14 protein-coding genes are annotated in these 19,310 nt (G+C 65.5%); 9 read left to right on the top strand and 5 right to left on the bottom strand.

The annotated features are described in order from the left end of the window. The first annotated feature begins 14 nt into the window (after window positions 1-14). Window positions 15-440, top strand: a complete 426-nt coding sequence (locus RMET_RS05015; RefSeq protein ID WP_011515798.1) for a hypothetical protein — start codon at window positions 15-17, stop codon at window positions 438-440. A gap of 99 nt (window positions 441-539) precedes the next feature. Beyond that, entirely contained in the window at window positions 540-2,162 is a 1,623-nt protein-coding gene (mprA, locus tag RMET_RS05010) for an MprA protease, GlyGly-CTERM protein-sorting domain-containing form (RefSeq protein ID WP_011515797.1), read from the top strand. A gap of 157 nt (window positions 2,163-2,319) precedes the next feature. On the opposite strand, the gene rrtA is transcribed toward mprA, so the two are convergent. Continuing rightward, window positions 2,320-2,895, bottom strand: coding sequence for a rhombosortase (rrtA, locus tag RMET_RS05005; RefSeq protein WP_035821499.1), 576 nt, complete (start codon window positions 2,893-2,895; stop codon window positions 2,320-2,322). A 25-nt stretch (window positions 2,896-2,920) separates the two neighbouring features. Next, the gene (gene glnE, locus RMET_RS05000) at window positions 2,921-5,776 is read right to left on the bottom strand and encodes a bifunctional [glutamate--ammonia ligase]-adenylyl-L-tyrosine phosphorylase/[glutamate--ammonia-ligase] adenylyltransferase (protein WP_409365161.1); all 2,856 of its coding nucleotides are present in this window, start codon (window positions 5,774-5,776) and stop codon (window positions 2,921-2,923) included. 330 nt (window positions 5,777-6,106) lie between these two features. Between glnE and RMET_RS04995 the strand changes: the two genes are divergently transcribed. The 3 genes from RMET_RS04995 (at window position 6,107) to tldD (ending at window position 12,680) form a co-directional block, all read left to right on the top strand. Beyond that, window positions 6,107-10,303, top strand: a complete 4,197-nt coding sequence (locus RMET_RS04995; RefSeq protein WP_011515794.1) for a YhdP family protein — start codon at window positions 6,107-6,109, stop codon at window positions 10,301-10,303. Between the two features lie 28 nt (window positions 10,304-10,331). Then, window positions 10,332-11,153: a carbon-nitrogen hydrolase family protein gene (locus RMET_RS04990; RefSeq protein ID WP_011515793.1), complete on the top strand. Its 822-nt coding sequence runs from the start codon at window positions 10,332-10,334 to the stop codon at window positions 11,151-11,153. A gap of 66 nt (window positions 11,154-11,219) precedes the next feature. Further along, window positions 11,220-12,680 carry a metalloprotease TldD gene (tldD, locus tag RMET_RS04985; protein WP_008641746.1) on the top strand — a complete coding sequence of 487 codons (1,461 nt, stop codon included), beginning with the start codon at window positions 11,220-11,222 and terminating at the stop codon, window positions 12,678-12,680. A gap of 55 nt (window positions 12,681-12,735) precedes the next feature. On the opposite strand, the gene RMET_RS04980 is transcribed toward tldD, so the two are convergent. Beyond that, the gene (locus tag RMET_RS04980; protein ID WP_011515792.1) at window positions 12,736-13,791 is read right to left on the bottom strand and encodes a class I SAM-dependent methyltransferase; all 1,056 of its coding nucleotides are present in this window, start codon (window positions 13,789-13,791) and stop codon (window positions 12,736-12,738) included. Window positions 13,792-14,246: 455 nt separating this feature from the next. Between RMET_RS04980 and aroG the strand changes: the two genes are divergently transcribed. Continuing rightward, the gene (gene aroG, locus RMET_RS04975) at window positions 14,247-15,326 is read left to right on the top strand and encodes a 3-deoxy-7-phosphoheptulonate synthase AroG (protein WP_011515790.1); all 1,080 of its coding nucleotides are present in this window, start codon (window positions 14,247-14,249) and stop codon (window positions 15,324-15,326) included. A gap of 97 nt (window positions 15,327-15,423) precedes the next feature. Here aroG and RMET_RS04970 read toward each other — a convergent pair whose 3' ends face one another. Next, on the bottom strand, window positions 15,424-15,822 hold the full coding sequence (locus RMET_RS04970; protein ID WP_011515789.1) for a c-type cytochrome: 399 nt from the start codon (window positions 15,820-15,822) through the stop codon (window positions 15,424-15,426). Window positions 15,823-15,835: 13 nt separating this feature from the next. Then, window positions 15,836-16,180, bottom strand: a complete 345-nt coding sequence (locus tag RMET_RS04965; RefSeq protein WP_008641741.1) for a c-type cytochrome — start codon at window positions 16,178-16,180, stop codon at window positions 15,836-15,838. A 442-nt stretch (window positions 16,181-16,622) separates the two neighbouring features. Here RMET_RS04965 and RMET_RS04960 point away from each other — a divergent pair, with 442 nt between their 5' ends. The 3 genes from RMET_RS04960 to RMET_RS04950 are packed head-to-tail and all read left to right on the top strand — an operon-like array spanning window position 16,623 to window position 19,297. Beyond that, the gene (locus tag RMET_RS04960) at window positions 16,623-17,501 is read left to right on the top strand and encodes an AAA family ATPase (RefSeq protein ID WP_008641739.1); all 879 of its coding nucleotides are present in this window, start codon (window positions 16,623-16,625) and stop codon (window positions 17,499-17,501) included. A gap of 10 nt (window positions 17,502-17,511) precedes the next feature. After that, entirely contained in the window at window positions 17,512-18,105 is a 594-nt protein-coding gene (locus RMET_RS04955) for a GNAT family N-acetyltransferase (protein ID WP_011515788.1), read from the top strand. A gap of 16 nt (window positions 18,106-18,121) precedes the next feature. Next, the gene (locus RMET_RS04950; protein WP_008641734.1) at window positions 18,122-19,297 is read left to right on the top strand and encodes a vWA domain-containing protein; all 1,176 of its coding nucleotides are present in this window, start codon (window positions 18,122-18,124) and stop codon (window positions 19,295-19,297) included. Window positions 19,298-19,310 lie beyond the last annotated feature (13 nt).

Below are 19,310 nucleotides of genomic sequence, written 5' to 3'. Positions count from 1 at the left end.
GGAGTTTCAAACCGATGACCCATGGCAAGTCGCCATCGCTCCACCGCCGCGTCGTCGCGGCCACCTTTGCCGCGCTGGCTGTGACGGCAGTGTCGGGCTGCGCCTCGGAATCGAAGTCATTCGCGCCGCCGCGCGGCAGCATTACGGACGACCGTGCGATCGGTGACATCCTCGTCAAGTTCACGCCGCCGGATGTGACAACGTCGGAAGACGCCGGCAAGCTGCTGGCAGCGGTCGAGGGGCCGGTGCGCTATGTGGTCAAGCGCCCGATGTCGGGAGGGGTCTGGCTGGTCACCGCGATCACAAAATCCCCCGACATCACCGCCGACCAGGCCGTCGCCACGCTGCAGGCCGCGCCGCGCGTGGAATCGGCAACGCCCGACCGCATGTTGAAGCCCCACCGGTCCATGCCGGTTGGCCGCGACATGCCCCAGCAATAAGGTTCAGCATCGCCTAATCTGAGAGCCGAGTACCTCAGCAGTTCGCATCGCCGGTTGCCTCGCCAAGCTCTAGCCGACAAAGCCCCTTAAGGAGCGATGATGCCGTACAGGTTGCTGAAGTCCCGGCTCACGTCCGCCGCGCCAGCCGCGCTGTTGGTCATCGGCGCGGCCCTTGCTCACGCCCCTGCCGCCCATGCCGATACCGGCACGGCAGCGCGCCGCGCCCCGGTCTACACCGGCAACTACATCGTGCGATGGCGCGACGGCAGCCAGACCGTCGACACCCCCGCCGACACCACCCGGATGCGCCAGGTGGCCTCCAGCACGGGGCTCGGCCTGACCGTCAAGCGTCCGATGTCCGGCGCCATGCAGTTGCTGACCGTGAAGGACAGTCGTGGCGACGACCCCGAGACCGTCGCGAAGCGGCTGCGCAACGATCCGCGCATCGCCGACGCCGTGCCGGACCGATGGCTGCGGTTACATGACACGATTCCGAACGACCCCGAATTCGCCACCAACCAGACGTATCTTGGCCCGCCATCGCAGGTAGTTGGCGGCGTCAACCTGCCGAAGGCGTGGGACCGCACGCGCGGCAGTAGCAGCGTCGTGATCGCGGTGGTCGATACCGGGTATCTGCCCCACCCCGATCTGGCCAGCCGGATAATCGCCGGCTACAACTTCGTATCGACGAACGGCGCGACGCGCACCAGCGACGCCACGGATCCCGGTGACTACGTCCCATCCGGCGTCACCTGCCCTGACGGCTCGGCCGGCCCAGAGGCCAGCACCTGGCACGGCACACGCGTGGCCGGCACGCTGGGCGCGTTGACCAACAACGGCCTCGGCATCGCCGGCGTGGACTGGTCGGCACGGATTCAGCCAGTGCGGGTATCGGGGCGCTGCGGCGCGCTACTGTCCGACACCGTCGACGGCATGCGCTGGGCCGGCGGCCTGAGCGTGCCAAATGTGCCGAACAACCCGACCCCGGCGCGGGTGATCAATGTCAGCCTGGGTGGTGGCACGTGCTCGACGATTGAACAACAGGCGATCAACGATCTCAATGCAGCGGGCGTGGTGGTGGTAGCCGCCGCCGGCAACTCGGCCGGTCCCGTGGAAGCCCCCGCCGACTGCTCCGGCGTGGTCGCCGTGACCGCGCACGCGAACGATGGCGAGAACGCGAGCTACGCCAACTTCGGGACGCAGGTAACGCTGAGCGCGCCGGGCGGCGGCTGCGGCAACTCGAAGGTCGGCACCATCGCGGGTCAGCCAGTCTGCACGGCGGTGGGCGGCCAGTCATACATCCGGACGCTCTCGAACGATGGCGCGACGACCATCGGCAACTACACGATCGTCAGTTCTCAAGGCACGAGTTTCGCGACACCGATGGTGTCGGGCGTCGTCGCATTGATGTTCGCGGTGAATGGCGCACTGACGCCGGCCCAGGTCACGACTGCTCTGCAGAGTTCGGCACGTCCGCACCCGGCCAACACGTTCTGCACCACCGGCAGCAATGTCGGCAAATGTGGCGCCGGGCTGCTGGATGCCGATGCTGCATTGGCGGCGGCAATTGGCACGCCGGCCAGTTCCACATCGACGTCGACTGGCAGCGGTGGCGGCGGGGGTGGTGGCGGCGCGATGGTGCCGTGGAGCGCTGCCTTGTTGCTGGTGATCGGTGTGATGGGGTTCGCGATACGGCGACGGGTGGGAGTGAAGCGGACATGACCACGTAGCGGGCCCTTGCCCTCTGCCTCTGCCTCTGCCTCTGCCCCTTCCCCTTTCCTGCCAGCAGAGTCGCGGCAGAACACCGCGGGAGTATCAAAATCGAAGGCTGGCAATTTGCGCTGCTCGCCGGCTGGCTGGAAGGGCGACAACCGCTCAACTATCCTTCACGCTTCCCACGCGCCACCCACCATTCCTGCAGCAACCAGCAGCCCAATCCCGCCACGGCGCCCGCCGCGTGCGCGCCGCGCACCACGCCGAACCCCCACGACGGATCGAACACCACGGCCGCGAGCCACGACTGTTCGAGCCAGACCTTGCCCAGCACGATCACGCACGTCACCACGCCAATCAGGCGCGACCAGCCGGGTGCCTGCAGCAGCCGCAACGCCGTCCATAGCGCAAGCCCGTGTGTAGCCCCAGACAGTCCGCCATACCAACCTACCGCCGGCATCGCGAGCAACGCCAACTGGGCGGCCAGTCCGCAGACCACCAGCACCGTCAGCGACTCACGCACCCGCGCCTCGCGCCCGGCCAACAGCATGAGCCCGGCTGTGGCGGCAACATCGGAGAGATAGTGTCTGGTGTCGAGGTGCACCCACATCGCGGTGACCAGGCGCCACCATTGACCCTCTAGCCGCACGGCATCGCGCAGATAGAGGCCGTGCGCGTGCATCCACGGCACAAACGTGAACAACGCGGCCAACGCCGCCACACCCGCCACTGCGGCGAGCATGGCCGGCCAGCCCGGCAAGGCGCGCTCAGCCTTCACCAAATACCGCGCGCCACAGAGTGCGCACCTGCGTGGCCTGTTCGCGCACGCTCTCCGGTGGCACCCGCGCCTGGTCGAACCCATCGAGCCGCAGCTTGTGCTGGCGCGCGCGGAACAGCCGGTACGCGTCGCCCACGGCCTGCGCGAGACTGGCGTCGATCAGGTTCAGCACGCCCGCCATACGCAGCAGCGCGATGTTGCCGGCATTGCGGGTCAGTTCCGGATGCGCGCCGCTGTGCAGCAGCACCAGGTACTGCACGGTGAACTCGATATCGACCATGCCGCCGCGATCATGCTTGAGGTCAAACAGGTCGGTCGGGTTCGGATGCCCCTCCGACACCTTGGCGCGCATCTCGACGATCTCGCCGCGCAGCGCGGCACCATCGCGCGGCTGGCGCAGGATCTCTTCGCGAAGATCCTCGAAACGGGCGCCGATTTCCGGGGCGCCGGCGCAGAAGCGGGCGCGCGTCAGGGCCTGGTGTTCCCAGACCCATGCGGCGTTGTCACCCTCACGCAACTGGTAGCGTCGGAACGCGTCGAAGCTGGTCACCAGCAACCCGGCCGCGCCGTTGGGCCGCAGACGCGTGTCCACGTCGAACAGCATGCCCGCCGCGGTATGGCTGGTCAGCCAGGTGATCAGGCGGCGCGCGTAGGCCGCATAGACGTCGGGCGCACGTTCGTGATCGTCGTCGTAGAGGAAGATCAGGTCCAGATCGGACGCGTACCCCAACTCCTTGCCGCCGAGCCGGCCATAGGCAATCACCGCGAAACGCGGGGTGTCGCAGTGGCGCGTCGGCAACTGGCGCCACACGGCCTGCAGCGTGACGTCGAGCATCGCATCGGCCAGATCGGAAAGACGGTCGGCCACCTGCTCGACGGTGAGCATCCCCTGCAGATCCTGCAACAGGATGCGGAACGTTTCGGCATGGTGCTCGCGACGCAGGATATCCATCTGCGTCTCGATCTGGCCGTCCGACGCCTGCAGCCGTTCGCTCAGCCGCGCGCGGAAAGCAGGCCAGTCCGGCGCTCCGGCCAGCGCGTCGGCATCGAGCAGTTCGTCGAGCAGTTGCGGGTGGCGCGTCAGGTAGGTTGCGGCCCAGCGCGATGCGTGCAGCGTCTGCGCGACGCGGTCCATTGCCTGCGGATACTCCGACAGTAGCGACAGATACGACGCCCGCCGGCTGATCGCATCGAGAAAATCGAGGAAGCGCGCGATCGTGCTGTCCGAATCGTCCTGCTTGGCCGCGAGATCGAGCGCCCGGTTGACGAGCTGGTCGAAACGCGAGCGACTGGTTTCGGACAACGCGCGATAGCGCATCGACGTGGCGATCGCGCGGAGCCGGTCGTACAGGCCCGTGCAGTCGCTAAAGCCCGCGGTCTGCAGGCGCTGGCATGGCGACGATTCGGGATCGGTCTCCTCGCCATCGCCCGGGGTGTCCTGCGAGGCGCGGGAGCTCTGCTCCTCACGCACCAGCGCGGGCCACAGCGCCTCGCACTCCGGCGTATCCGGATTGGTGAACGTCGCCTCGAACTGCTGCGCCACGGGGTCCATCAGCGCGTTCATCTGCGCGACCAGCGCTTCCCAGTCCGCATAGCCCATCATCTGCGCCACGGCGACGCGCTCCTCATCCGACGTCGGCAGGTGATGCGTCTGGGCGTCGTCGCGATACTGGAGCCTGTGCTCGAGCTGACGCAGGAAGCGGTAGGCATCGGCAAGCTGCAGTGCCTGCCCGGCGGGCAACAGGTTGCGTTCCAGGGCCACGTCGAGCACCTCGAGCGTCGGCCGCACGCGCAGCGCGGGGTCCTGGCCACCGCGAATCAACTGGAACACCTGCGCCATGAACTCGATTTCGCGAATGCCGCCACGGCCGAGCTTGATATTGAACGAGCGCTGGTTCACACCGTGCCCGGCCAGACCACCGCTGCGCTTGGCGGCTTCGGCGCGAATCTGGGCATGGAGCGATCGGATCGCCGCGATCACGCCGTAGTCGAGGTAACGCCGGAATACGAACGGCGTGGTCAGGCGCGAGAGCATGGACGCGACGCGTTCGGCGTGCGGCGTATCGCAGGCCGACACCACACGCCCCTTGATCCAGGCATAGCGTTCCCACTCGCGGCCCTGCACCACCAGGTATTCCTCGAGCATCCCGAAGCTGCAGACGAGCGGCCCCGCGTCGCCATTGGGGCGCAGGCGCATATCGACGCGGAAGACGTAGCCATCAGCCGTGACCTCGGACAGCAGCGTGATCAGCCGGCGGCCAAGGCGAATGAAGTACTCGTGATTGGACAGGCTGCGCGGTCCGCCCTGCGTCTCGCCATCCTCGTCATAGAGGAAGATCAGGTCGATGTCGGACGAGACGTTCAGTTCGCGCCCGCCGAGCTTGCCCATGCCCACGACCACCAGTTCCTGCGCCTCGCCGCTCTGCTCGCCGATGGGGCGCCCATAGGTCGCACCAAGGTCCGCGCCGAGCACGCGCAGGCCGAACTGGATCGCCAGCTCCGCCAGGTCCGTCATCGCACCGGTGATCTCCGCCAACGTGGCCAGACCACGCAGATCGCGCTCGATCAGCACGCACATGACCTCGGCACGCAACCGGCGCAGTGCCTGAGCCGCGGCGGCCTCCGCATCGGCGGACGGCGCGACCAGCGCCTGCAGCCGCGACTCCATCCATGCGCGGGACACCGGTGTCGCGGCGGCCTCGCCGACGATTGCCGGCAGGCCCGGGCGTGCCGCGAGCACTCGACGTGCGTAATGAGAGTACGCAGCCGAGTACAATACATGGCCTTCGCAATCCGCGGCGGCAAGCCCCTGAGCCGCGATCGTGGCATAGGCCCCCTGGGCCATGTTGCCGATCGGACCGGCCTCGCCGGGTAATGTCACATTCGAAGTGGTTCCTGCGCCATCTGCCGTGCGCTGCAGGTCAGTCGAAGCCGGGGCATTGCCCTCGGCGGAACTCGTCGGATCAGGGACAGTCATTCCAGTTACTTTTTGCAATTTCGCAGCAGGCGCCGTGACAACACGCGGCATTCGCGTGCGCACCACTTTGGAGAGCGGCTAGTATTGTCGGATAATCTGCCCATGTCCAGCCGCCCTACCGCTCCACACGACGGTTCCGCATCTCCGCGTGCAGGTGGCGAAGACCAAGTCGCGCTTGCCGTTGCTCCCCGGAGTTCGATGCCCACACCTGGCGCTGGTCGCCGGGCGGCGGCGTTCGTCCGCGCTACGCTGCGCGGGCTCTGGATCGGATTGTGGACAGCCATCCGCCATCCGGTCTGGCCGCGACTCTGGCGGATGATCGTGCGCGTCGTGGCGGCGCTGCTCGCACTGGCGATCGTCGCCGTGCTGCTGATCCGCTTCGTGCTCTGGCCGCAGGCCCACACCGCGCGCGAATGGCTCGAACACCAGGGGTCGACCGCGCTCTCCGCGCGCCTCACTATCGGCGAACTCGACACCTATTGGGATGGCTGGCATCCGGCGTTCCGTGCCCGCGACGTACGCGCGGTGGACGCGCAGCAGCGCGTGCTGCTGGCCGCCGGGTCGCTCGACGGCAAACTGTCGTGGCAATCGGTGCCGACGATGGCGCTGCAGTTCGTCAGCCTGACGGCCGACCGTACCGACGTGCTGATCCGCCGCACTCCCGAAGGCAAGCTGCTGGTAGCCGGTGTGCCTGTGGAAACACAAAAGACCGGCGCGCAGGACGATCCCTTCCTGCACTGGCTGCTGTCCCAGGGACGCATCGACCTTATCAGCGGTAACCTGCGCTGGCTGGACGAGAAGGCCCGGCTGCCCCAGCTCGACGTGGCGGACATCCACTTCACCACCGAGCGCGATGGCGCCCAGCACATTGTGCGGCTCGAGGCGCGCAGCGCCGCGCTGGCGCCGCGACCGCTGGTATTCCAGGCCAACCTGCGCCACGACTACCTGCACGGCACGGGCAACTGGCAGCACTGGACCGGTCAGGCAAGCTGGGCCTTCAACCAGCTCGAATTGCCGGTCGTGCAGCGCTATCTGGCCATCTTCGACAGCGTGGAGGATGGCGTCTTCAGCACCGACGGCACCGTCGACTTCCGTGGCGGACATATACAGCGCAGCCAGATGCGGCTGCGTGCATCTGGCGTCGACCTGCATCTGGCTGGGGCGCCGGAGCCACTCAAGCTGGCCAACGCCCAGGCCCTGCTACTGCACAAGAGCGACCGCAACGGCAACCACCAGCTGACCATCGACACCCTGCTCTGGCAGGCCGAGCCGCAGGCGGGCCCGCCTTCCAACGCGGACGCGTCGTGGCGCGAAGGGATGCGCAAGGTGACGATCGACTGGAACCGTGACAGCTCCGGCCAGTTGCGCAAGTTCGCACTGCGCGCGCCGACTTTCGACCTCAACACGTTGCGCGCGCTGGCCACGTCGATGCCGCTGGACACCGCCGTGCTGCGCCAGCTCCGCGCGTTGCAGCCGGCGGGCCATATCGACAATCTCGACGTCGCGTGGTCGCGCGACCGCGCCGGCCTGCTGTCGCGCACCCCTGGCACCCAGCACTACAACGTGCAGGGCACGCTGCGCAACGTTTCCGTGAATGGCCAACCCGCCGTGCCGGCCGTGGATGCGGACGGCCTCCCGCGCGCCGGCACGCCCGGCTTCAGCCAGCTCTCGGGCAGCTTCAACTTCGACGACAAGCAGGGCGTGGCGAGGGTCGACACTACCGGCGGCGCCCTGATCTTCCCGGGTGTGTTCGAGGATCCACGCCTGCCGTTCGACACGCTGCGCGGCGAAGTGCGCTGGACGCACGAGGGCGACAAGCTCGTGGTCCGTACCGATGGTATCCAGTTCGCCAACGCCGATACTGCCGGCACAGTGCGCGGCACCTGGCGCCAAGGAGGCGACAGCCACGCCGGCGTGGCCGATCTGACTGGCGAACTCGAACGCGCCCAGGCCAACCGTGTCCCGCGCTACATGCCGCTCACGCTGCCAGCCACCCGCCACTATCTGGCGGGCGCGCTGGTCGGCGGCGAAGCGCACGACGTCAAGTTTCTGGTCAAGGGCGACCTCACCCACTTCCCGTTCCATCCGCCGCTGGCCAAGGCTGGCGACTTCCGCTTGGAAGTGCCGGTGCGCCGTGTGAACTACCAGATCGCACCAGACGAAACCGGCCCCAATGGCGCAAGCGGGCAAAAGGCCGGCACGGCATGGCCCGAATTCACGGACATCGAAGGCACGGTGATGTTCGAACGGGGCAGCATGTCGTTCCTGGCGAAGCGCGCGGGCGTGGCGGGTATCCAGGGCGTAACCCTGCGCGACGTCAGCGGGCGCATCGAGGACATGGGTGACCACGGCCATCTGCAGGTCGACGGCAGCGCCAGCGGCCCGGTGCAGAGCTTCCTGCGCTTCGTGGCTACCAGCCCGGTCAAGGAATGGACGGCCAACGTCACCGAGACGTCGCACGCGCCGGGCAATGGCGAGCTCAAGCTCAAGTTGGACCTGCCGCTCAATCACACGGCGGGTTCGAAGGTCAACGGCGAGTTCCGTTTCCCCGGTAATGACGTAACCCTGTTCCCGGAACTGCCGACGCTCTACGGCGCCACCGGCGCGGTGGCCTTCGACGAACACGGCTTCCGACTCGACAACGTGCGTGGCCGATTTGTCGGTGGCGAGACTCGCCTCGGCGGCGGCACGCAGCCAGACGGCACCACACGCGTGACAGTCAGCGGCACGGCCACGGCCCAGGGCCTGCGCGAGGCGCTCGGCACGGAAATGTCAGCCCTCGGCAGCCGCATCGACGGGGCCACCGCCTACAGCGCCGTGGTCGGCGTTCACGACAAGCATCTGCAGGTGGAGGTGGCATCCAGCCTCAACGGACTCGCGCTGGACCTGCCAGCGCCGCTGGCCAAGACCGCCGCGCAGGACATGCCACTGCGCTTCGACCTGCGACCGTCGACCGCGCCCGGCCGCGCGGGCCTGGACGAAGTCACTGTGCAACTCGGCAATGCGGCCAGCGCGCGCTATGTGCTGCGCCGTGGCGGCGATGCGCTGGAAGTCGTGTCCGGCGGCATCGGCCTTGGGCAATCGGCGCCCCAGCCTGCCAGCGGCGTCACGGTGGCGATGACCACGGACCGGCTCAATGTCGATGCCTGGCGCGCCTTGCTCAGCGACCCGGATAACAAAGGCGGCGACAAACCCGCCGGTGACATAGGGCGTTCGTCGCCATTCCTGCCCGATCGCATGACGGTGCGCGCCAAGGTGCTCGATGCGTTCGGCCGCAGTCTCGATGACGTTTCGCTCGATGCCGGCCGGGAGCGCGGCGACGGCGGCTGGAACATGCAGATCAATTCGCGCCAGATCGCCGGCACCGGACAGTGGCGCCGCAACGCGAGCAATCCGTCCGGGATGCTCACCGTGCGGCTCGCGCATCTGGACATCCCCGACGCCACCGATGACGGCCACATGACCGAAGCCATCACGCGCAGCGTCGAGGAAATGCCGGCGCTCGACCTGAGCGTCGACAGGTTCGTCCTGCACGGCCGTGAATTCGGCAAGCTCGAGGTCAAGGCCCATACGAGCCATGACGACAACCAGCCGGTCTGGACGCTCGACAGCCTGACCATCGAACAGCCGGGCGCCAAGCTCACCGGCAATGGCTCCTGGCGCCTGCCAAGGCGCTTGCGTGAAGCGGCGGCTCAGGGCGATGCTTCCTCGACCGAAGGCCGCCGCACGCTGCTGAACTTCAAGCTCGACATCCGCAACGGAGGCGACGTGCTCGAACGCATGGGCCTGCCCCACACGCTGCGCGATGGCAAGGGCACGTTCGAGGGTCGCATCGCCTGGCGCGGCTCGCCGATGTCGATCGACTACCCCACGCTTTCGGGTCGCCTGAAACTGAATATCGAGAACGGCCAGATCCTGAGCGTCGACCCGGGTGCCGCGCGGCTGCTCGGCGTGCTAAGCCTGCAAAGCCTGCTGCGCTTCGCCACGCTCGACTTCCGCTCGCTCTCGAGCCGGGGGATGGTGTTCGACAGCCTCAACGGCACCGGCACGATCGAAAACGGCGTGGGCAAGATCGAAGAGTTCAAGTTCAAGAGTGGCCAGGCCATGGCCTCGATGTCTGGCACGGCGGACCTGCTGCACGAGACGCAGGACCTGGAAGTGGCCGTGACGCCGCGCATCAACGCCACCACCACGTCAGTGGCCGCCGCGTTCATCAATCCGGTGCTGGGCATCGGCACGCTGGCCGCCCAGTTGATGTTCGCCGACGAGATCTCGAAGGTGTTCACGCAGCATTACCGCGTGTCCGGATCGTGGGCCGACCCCAAGGTCACCAAAGTGGAAGACAATAAGACGCAACCGCCGATCCAGGAGCGTTCCGGCGCCTATCCGCGCTGAAGGCCCTGCTCCAGAGAAGGAAGCCAAGATGACTGCCACTGCCCCGATGCGCGTTGCCGCCATCCAGACCGTCACCGGCATCACGCTCGACGACAACCTCGCGCGTGCCGATGCGCTGATCGCCGAGGCCGCGCGCGGCGGCGCCGAACTGGTGCTGCTGCCTGAGTACTTCTGCATGATGGGCCGCCACGAGACCGACAAGGTCGCCATCCGCGAACAGGATGGCGACGGTCCGGTGCAGAGCTTCCTGGCCGATGCCGCGCGGCGCCATCGCGTCTGGCTCGTGGGCGGCACGCTGCCGATGTGGTGCAACGACGATGCGCGCGTCTACAACACGTCGCTCGCCTTCGATCCGCATGGCCGCCGCGTGGCGCGCTACGACAAGATCCACCTGTTCGGCTTCACGAAGGGCACCGAGAGCTACGACGAATCGCGCACGATCCTGGCCGGCAAGACACCGGTGGCCTTCGATGCGCCGTGCGGACGGGTGGCGATGTCGGTCTGCTACGACCTGCGCTTTCCGGAGCTCTATCGCGGACTGGCGGGCAAGAACGATGTCAGCCTGATCCTGATGCCGGCGGCTTTTACCTACACCACGGGCCAGGCTCACTGGGAGATCCTGCTGCGCGCCCGCGCGATCGAAAACCAGTGCTATGTGCTGGCCGCGGCACAAGGCGGCAAGCACGAAAATGGCCGCCGCACCTGGGGTCACTCGATGCTGGTGGATCCGTGGGGCGAGTTGATGGGCGTGTTGCCCGAGGGCGAAGGCATAGTGTCGGGTACGGTCGACCCGACCCGTCTTGCCGAAGTGCGTCAGAACCTGCCGGCACTGCGTCACCGCGTGCTGTAGGATTGACGGAAATTCACATTGCAGGCCACCGTGGCAGACCGCCACGGGGTATCGAAAAGGACAATCATGAACGCTGGCGATCTCGGAATCCGCAACCTGGCCACCGCCCAGCAACTGCTGCTGGCGCCGTACGGGCTCGATGAAGCCAAGCTCCAGCGCGTGCTGGCCGACATCTTCACGCACAAGGTCGACTACGCCGACCTGTATTTCCAGCACACCCGCAACGAGGCCTGGAGCCTCGAGGAAGGCATCGTCAAGTCGGGCAGCTTCAGCATCGACCAGGGCGTTGGCGTGCGCGCCGTCTCGGGCGACAAGACCGCCTTCGCATACTCCGACGACATCAGCCTGCCGGCCCTGAGCCAGGCCGCCGCGGCTACCCGCACGATCGGCAAGAGCGGCGGCGGGCGCGTCAAGGTGGCGGGCTCGCTCGCCTCGCACACGGGCCGCAACCTCTACGCGCCGAACGATCCGCTCGATTCGATGACCGCCACCGAGAAAGTGGCGCTGCTCGAGAAGATCGAAAAGCTGGCACGCGCCAAGGATCCGCGCGTGGTGCAGGTCATGGCCGGCCTTGCCGGAGAGTACGACGTGGTGCTGGTGGCGCGCAGCGACGGCGTGATCGCCGCCGACGTGCGTCCGCTGGTGCGCGTGTCCGTGACCGTCATCGCCGAACAGAACGGTCGGCGCGAGATCGGCTCCTCGGGCGGCGGCGGCCGCTATGCCTACGGCTACTTTACCGACGACCTGCTGCGCAAATACGTGGACGAAGCGGTGTCGTCGGCGCTGGTCAACCTGGAGGCGCGTCCCGCCCCGGCTGGCGCGATGACCGTGGTGCTCGGGCCGGGCTGGCCCGGCGTGCTGCTGCACGAAGCCGTGGGCCACGGCCTGGAGGGCGACTTCAACCGCAAGGGTTCCTCGGCGTTTGCCGGCCGCATGGGAGAGCGCGTGGCGGCCAAGGGCGTGACCGTGGTCGACGACGGCACCATCGCCAATCGCCGCGGATCGCTGAACCTCGATGACGAAGGCAACCCCACGCAGTGCACCACGCTGATCGAGGACGGCATCCTGCGCGGCTATATCCAGGACACGCTCAACGCGCGCCTGATGAAGATGCCGGTCACCGGCAACGCACGCCGCGAGAGCTACGCCGCACTGCCGATGCCGCGCATGACCAACACCTACATGCTTAACGGCGACCGCGATCCGCAGGAAATCCTCGCCAGCGTCAAGCGCGGCCTCTATGCCGTGAACTTCGGCGGCGGTCAGGTCGACATCACCAACGGCAAGTTCGTGTTCTCGGCCAGCGAGGCATACATGATCGAGGACGGCAAGATCACGTACCCGGTCAAGGGCGCGACGCTGGTCGGCAACGGCCCTGAATCGCTCAAGGACGTCACGATGATCGGCAACGACATGCGCCTGGATTCGGGCGTGGGCGTCTGCGGCAAGGAAGGCCAGAGCGTGCCGGTGGGCGTGGGTCAGCCAACGCTGCGGATCGAGAACATGACGGTGGGTGGCACGGCCTGACGGCCGAAGTTCGCCCCTCTCCTGCCTGCGGGAGAGGGGTGCCGCCTGGTCAAGACTACGGCCTCACCTCATACACCAGATTGAACGGCGTCTGCGCCGTGCGGCGGAAGCTGCCGAAGCCGCCCTGCTCCGTCACGCCACGCATGCGGGCCTCACCGGCCTGCGCTCCCAGGCACATTGCCCCCTCCTGCGACCGCGATCCCGGCGTGCAAATGAATGTCGACGCCGAATAGAACACGCGCCCGATCGGATTGAGGTTGTCCTGCAGCCGGTCATTGGCAAACGGCTCCACAATCATCCAGCACCCGTCGGGCTTCAGCGATTCGCGGATGTGCCGCGCGGCGCCAACCGGGTCGCCCATGTCATGCAGGCAGTCGAAGACCGTCGCGAGGTCATATCCGCTACCGGGATAATCCTTGGCCGCCGCCACTTCGAACGTCACGCGGTTGCTCACGCCAGCACGTCTGGCAGACTCGGTCGCGTACCGGATCGACGGCTCGTGGTAGTCGAAGCCGCGAAACGTGGAAGCCGGATAGGCCTGCGCCATGATGATCGTCGAGGCACCATGCCCGCACCCCACGTCAGCCACCATGCCCCCCGCCTTGAGCCGGGCGTCGATGCCTTCCAGCGACGGAATCCATTCGCCGACCAGATGTGCCGCGTAGCCGGGGCGGAAGAACCGCTCGGTACCATGGAACAGCGCCGGGTCGTGTTCGTGCCAGCCAAGCCCTCTGCCGTTATGGAAGATGTCGACCATCTTCGGAATCGCGCGGAACTGCGCCACCGCAATCTGGAATGCGCCGGGAATGAACGCGGGGCTGCCCTCCTGCGCCAGCGCCAGCGCCTGTTCCTCGTTCAACGAGAAACTGTCGGTGTCCGCGTCGTATTCGACGTAGCCGCTGGCGGCCTGCGCTGACAGCCACTCGCGCAGGTAGCGCGCATCCGTGCGGGTTTTTGCCGCCAGCATGTCGGCGGTCATCGGTTTTTCGGCCAGCGCCTTGTACAACCCAAGCTCGTCGCCCAACACCACTGTCGCCGCGTGCATCACGGCACCGATGTCATGGACGAATTTCTCCATGAAGGCATTCAGCCTTGCTTCATCGACTGGCATGATGGGTACCCTCCCTCCACCTTGTTCTTGTGATTCCACTATAGGAAGCATGGGTACTCTGCAATTGCTTAAATCTATCGATTGGCCGCTTGCCATCTTCGTTGAAAAGCGATATAAAGATGCTTCGTTGTCGTGCGAGCGGCGATTGCACCCCGTGGTTTCTCCCGCGAGTGCGCAATAAAATGCCTTTTGATCGCGCACCGCAGCATAAATTTCACGCATTGCCGCATAACCGACACAAGCTGACTACAGCCGATCCGATTTCCGCCATGTCCGCCAAGTTTTACTTTTACTTTTTTTGGCATCTCACACCGCTGGCGGATAGAGAGGGATAGCTGCAAGTAGCCCCGAATACTAAAAAAAGCCGCCAGCGACCCTGGCGGCTTTTTTTATCCCCGCCACCGCCGCAACGCAATTCCAGATCAGACTCACGACCTCACAAACCCGGAGCCATCATGCTGAAGAACACCGACGACCTGCGTATTCGAGAACTCAAGGAACTGCTGCCGCCCGCGCACCTGATCCGCGAGTTTGCTTGCTCGGAGGCTGCGTCCGACGTGATCTATGGCGCCCGCCAGGCCATGCATCGCATTCTGCACGGCATGGACGACCGCCTGATCGTCATCATCGGCCCGTGCTCGATTCACGACACGCGCGCGGCCCTGGAATACGCCAAGCTGCTCAAGGTGCAGCGCGACCGCTTCGCGGGCGAGCTCGAGATCGTGATGCGCGTCTACTTCGAGAAGCCGCGCACGACGGTGGGCTGGAAGGGCCTGATCAACGATCCGCACATGGATGGCAGCTTCAAGATCAACGACGGCCTGCGCACCGCCCGCGAACTGCTGCTGAATATCAGCGAAATGGGCGTGCCGACGGGGACGGAATATCTGGACATGATCAGCCCCCAGTACATCGCCGATCTGGTGAGCTGGGGCGCGATCGGCGCGCGCACCACCGAGTCGCAGGTGCATCGCGAACTCGCTTCCGGACTGTCGTGCCCGGTCGGCTTCAAGAACGGCACCGACGGCAACGTGAAGATCGCCGTCGACGCGATCAAGGCCGCCTCGCAGCCCCACCATTTCCTGTCGGTAACCAAGGGCGGCCACTCGGCCATCGTGTCGACCTCGGGTAACGAGGACTGCCACATCATCCTGCGCGGCGGCAAGACACCGAACTACGACGCGGCCAGCGTGCAGGAAGCCTGCGACGCGATCTCGAAGTCCGGCCTGGCCGCACGCCTGATGATCGACGCCTCGCACGCCAACAGCAGCAAGAAGCACGAGAACCAGATCCCGGTCTGCGAGGACATTGGCAAGCAGATCGCCGGCGGCGAGCAGCGCATCGTCGGCGTCATGGTGGAATCGCACCTGGTAGCCGGCCGACAGGACCATGTGCAGGGCACTCCGGTGGAGAACCTGACCTACGGCCAGTCGGTGACCGACGCCTGCATCGCCTGGGATGACTCCGTGGCCGTACTGGAGACGCTGGCCAACGCCGTGAAGCAGCGCCGTCTGGTGACCGGCAGCGGCAACTGAACCGCACTGCAGAACGAAAAAAGCCGCTCGAATGAGCGGCTTTTTCTTTTGCTTCGATTCCCTTGCGACGGAATCGAAGCGGCTGACGTCTTCCGACTTACTTCTTCAGCACCAGATCGCCGGGCAGCGATTCGATATACGCGGCAATATCCTTCAACTCCTTGCGCGTAAACTCCCGCGGCTTGCCGTCCTTGCCGGTGACGGCCGGGTTGCTCTTGACCTGGCCGGCCATAATCGCATTGTTGCGGCCCACCAGCGGGTTGCCACTGATCTGGTAGGACAACAGGGCGTGATAGATGTAGTCCTGGTGCTGGCCGGCCAGCTTCGGATAGTCCGGCGAGATCGGCGCGTTCAGATCCTTGCCGTGGCACGCCACGCATCCACCCTTTTCCACCAGCGCCTTGCCAGCGGCAATATCTGCCGCCGAGGCGGACGTGGCAGCGGCGCCAAGCGCGACAGCACCCAGCGTGAACGAAACAGCTTTCAGCATCTTCATGGTCAGGGGCCTCTTACTTGAGCGGATTGTTCTGCGTGTCGCGCTTCTGCTGCGAGTAGTACGCAGCCACGGCGGCGATGTCCTTGTCGGACAGGCTGTCGGCAATCCCGCGCATGGTCGGATGCTTGCGATCACCCTTCTGGTAGCTCTTGAGCGCGTTCTCGATGTACTTGGCACTCTGGCCGCCAAGCATGGGCACCTGATATACCTCGGGGAACGATGCACGGTAGCCAGGAATGCCATGGCAGCCAATGCACATTGCGACCTTGTCCTTGGCGGCGTCCACGTTGCCCTTGTCCTGGGCCTGCGCAGCCGTTGCGGCCGCGCCCAACACCACCATCGTGAGGAGCTTTTTCATTGTCTTAGCTGAGTGGGAAGTGTTTAAACCGCGTGTGACTGCCCTGCAGGGCGAAACGGCTTTGGGAACGGGGATCTGAAATCGCGGTAAGTGCTGATGTGCCGCGGGTGCTTCCACACCATTCTGCAACCATCTCGCGCTGTCGCCGCCTCCCGGTGAACTGCCATGTCTCAGTGACAGAACTGCCGGGTATGAGGGGGAGATATTGTGACCAGGGGCGCGTCAAACCGGCGCATTGTACCGCAGCGTGCACGCGCCAGTCCACAGAACGGCCTTGGGGTGTCCCCCACTGAACGCGAATCCCGATCTGCTCTTATACTGGCCCATTCCGACCGAAATTCCGATTGTTCATGCCGGTTGTTGCCCGACCGGATCATTGGCCCTAAGCCATTGTTTCCGATTGTCTGCCAACCACGCCCCTTGCAATACGATCAGACCGCCCATGTCCACCACCGCCAACGCCAATCCGTCCCAGCAGGTCAAGTTCGAAGGTAGTGCCCAATACGTTGCCACCGACGATCTGAAGCTGGCCGTCAATGCCGCACGCACGCTGCAGCGCCCCCTGCTGATCAAGGGCGAGCCCGGCACGGGCAAGACCATGCTGGCTGAGGAAGTGGCCGCTGCACTGGGTATGCCGCTGTTGCAATGGCACATCAAGTCAACCACCAAGGCCCAGCAGGGCCTGTACGAATACGACGCCGTGTCGCGTCTGCGCGACTCCCAACTGGGCGACAACCGCGTGCACGACATCGCCAACTACATCGTCAAGGGCGTGCTCTGGCAAGCGTTCGAGGCCGACGAGCCCGTGGTGCTGCTGATCGACGAGATCGACAAGGCCGACATCGAATTCCCGAACGACCTGCTGCGCGAACTCGATCGCATGGAGTTCTACGTCTACGAGACGCGCGAACTGATCCAGGCGAAGCATCGCCCGCTGGTGATCATCACCTCGAACAACGAGAAGGAGCTGCCGGACGCCTTCCTGCGCCGCTGCTTCTTCCACTACATCAAGTTCCCGGATGCCGAGACGATGCAGCAGATCGTCGACGTCCACTACCCCGGCATCAAGCGCGAGCTGGTAGCGGCCGCGATGGAATCGTTCTACGAGATGCGCAACCTGCCGGGCCTGAAGAAGAAGCCGAGCACGTCGGAGCTGATCGACTGGCTCAAGCTGCTGATGGCCGAGGACATTCCCGCCGAGGCACTGCGCAGCCCCGACCGCAAGGCTGCGATCCCGCCGCTGCACGGCGCGCTGCTCAAGAATGAACAGGACGTGCACCTGTTTGAACGTCTCGTGTTCATGAACCGCGCCAACCGCTGAGGACAGCACGATGTCGAGGTTCGTTCAACCCGTGACGCTGTCCGGCAGCCACGCCACGCTTGCGCCGCTGTCGATGGACCATGCCGAAGGCCTGCGCGAAGCCGCGGTCGATGGCGAACTCCATCGGCTCTGGTACACCTCGGTGCCCTCGCCCGAAGGCATGGAAGCCGAGATCAAGCGCCGGCTCGACCTGCAGACGCAGGACTCGATGCAACCGTTCACCGTGCTCGATGCCAACGGCCGCCCGGCCGGCATGACCACGTACATGAACATCGACGGCAAGAACCGGCGGGTTGAAATCGGCTCGACGTGGTACGCACGGCGCGTGCAACGCACCGCGCTCAACACCGAATGCAAGCTGATGCTGCTGCGCCATGCGTTCGAGACGCTCGACTGCATCGCCGTGGAATTCCGTACGCACTGGATGAACCACCAGAGCCGCACCGCCATCGCACGCCTGGGCGCCAAGCAGGACGGCGTGCTCCGCAACCATCAACGCATGCCGGATGGCTCGTTCCGCGATACGGTCGTGTTCTCGATCATCGCCAGCGAATGGCCCACCGTGCGTGCGCACCTGCAGTTCCAGCTCGACCGTCCGCGCTGACCGGGGAGAGTTTCCCATGCTGATCGATTTCTTTTTCTCGCTGCGCCACGCCAAGCTGCCGGTATCGGTCAAGGAGTACCTGACGATGCTGGAAGCCCTGCGCGCGCAGGTTATCGCGCCGTCGATCGACGAGTTCTATTACCTGTCGCGCATGACGCTGGTAAAGGACGAGAAGCACTTCGACAAGTTCGACCAGACCTTCGCCGCTTACTTCAAGGGCGTGGAGAGCCTGATCGACTGGAAGAGCGACATCCCGCTCGACTGGTTGCAGAAGACGCTCGAGCGCGAGCTGTCGGCCGAGGAAAAGGCCAAGATCGAGGCCATGGGCGGCCTCGACAAGCTGATGGAACGCCTGAAGCAACTGCTCGAGGAGCAGAAGGAAAAGCACGAGGGCGGCAACAAGTGGATCGGTACGGGCGGCACCTCGCCGTTCGGTCACGGCGGCTACAACCCCGAGGGCATCCGCATCGGTGGCCCGTCCAAGGGCAACCGCACCGCGATCAAGGTGTGGGAGACGCGCGCGTACAAGGATTACGACGACCAGGTCGAACTCGGCACGCGCAACATCAAGGTGGCACTACGCCGCCTGCGCCGTTTCGCGCGCGAGGGCGCCGACACCGAACTCGATCTCGACGATACGATCCACTCCACCGCCGCCAACGCGGGGATGCTCGACATCAAGCTGCGGCCCGAGCGCCACAACAAGGTCAAGGTCCTGATGCTGATGGATGTCGGCGGCTCGATGGATGACCACATCAAGCGCGTGGAGGAACTGTTCTCGGCCACCAAGACCGAGTTCAAGCACCTCGAGTACTACTACTTCCACAACTGTCTCTACGACTACGTGTGGAAGAACAACCGCCGCCGCCATGCGGAGAAGATCGCCACGTGGGATCTCATCCACAAGTACACGCCGGACTACAAGGTGATCTTCGTCGGCGATGCGACGATGAGCCCCTATGAGATCCTGCAGCCGGGCGGCTCGGTCGAGTACAACAATGCCGAGGCCGGCGCCGTGTGGCTCAATCGCATGATCGAGCAGTTCCCGCGTTTCGTGTGGCTGAACCCCGAGCCGGAAGGCCTCTGGCAGTACCGCCAGTCGATCACCGTGATCAACCAGATCATGAAGAACCGCATGTACCCGGTCACGATCGCGGGACTCGAGGCAGCGATGAAAGTACTGTCGAAATAGTGGATGACGTAGC

Source organism: Cupriavidus metallidurans CH34 (assembly GCF_000196015.1).
Taxonomy (GTDB): Bacteria; Pseudomonadota; Gammaproteobacteria; order Burkholderiales; family Burkholderiaceae; genus Cupriavidus; species Cupriavidus metallidurans.
The sequence above is the reverse complement of the archived record's forward strand: the minus strand, read 5'-3'. Positions and strand labels throughout refer to the sequence as shown.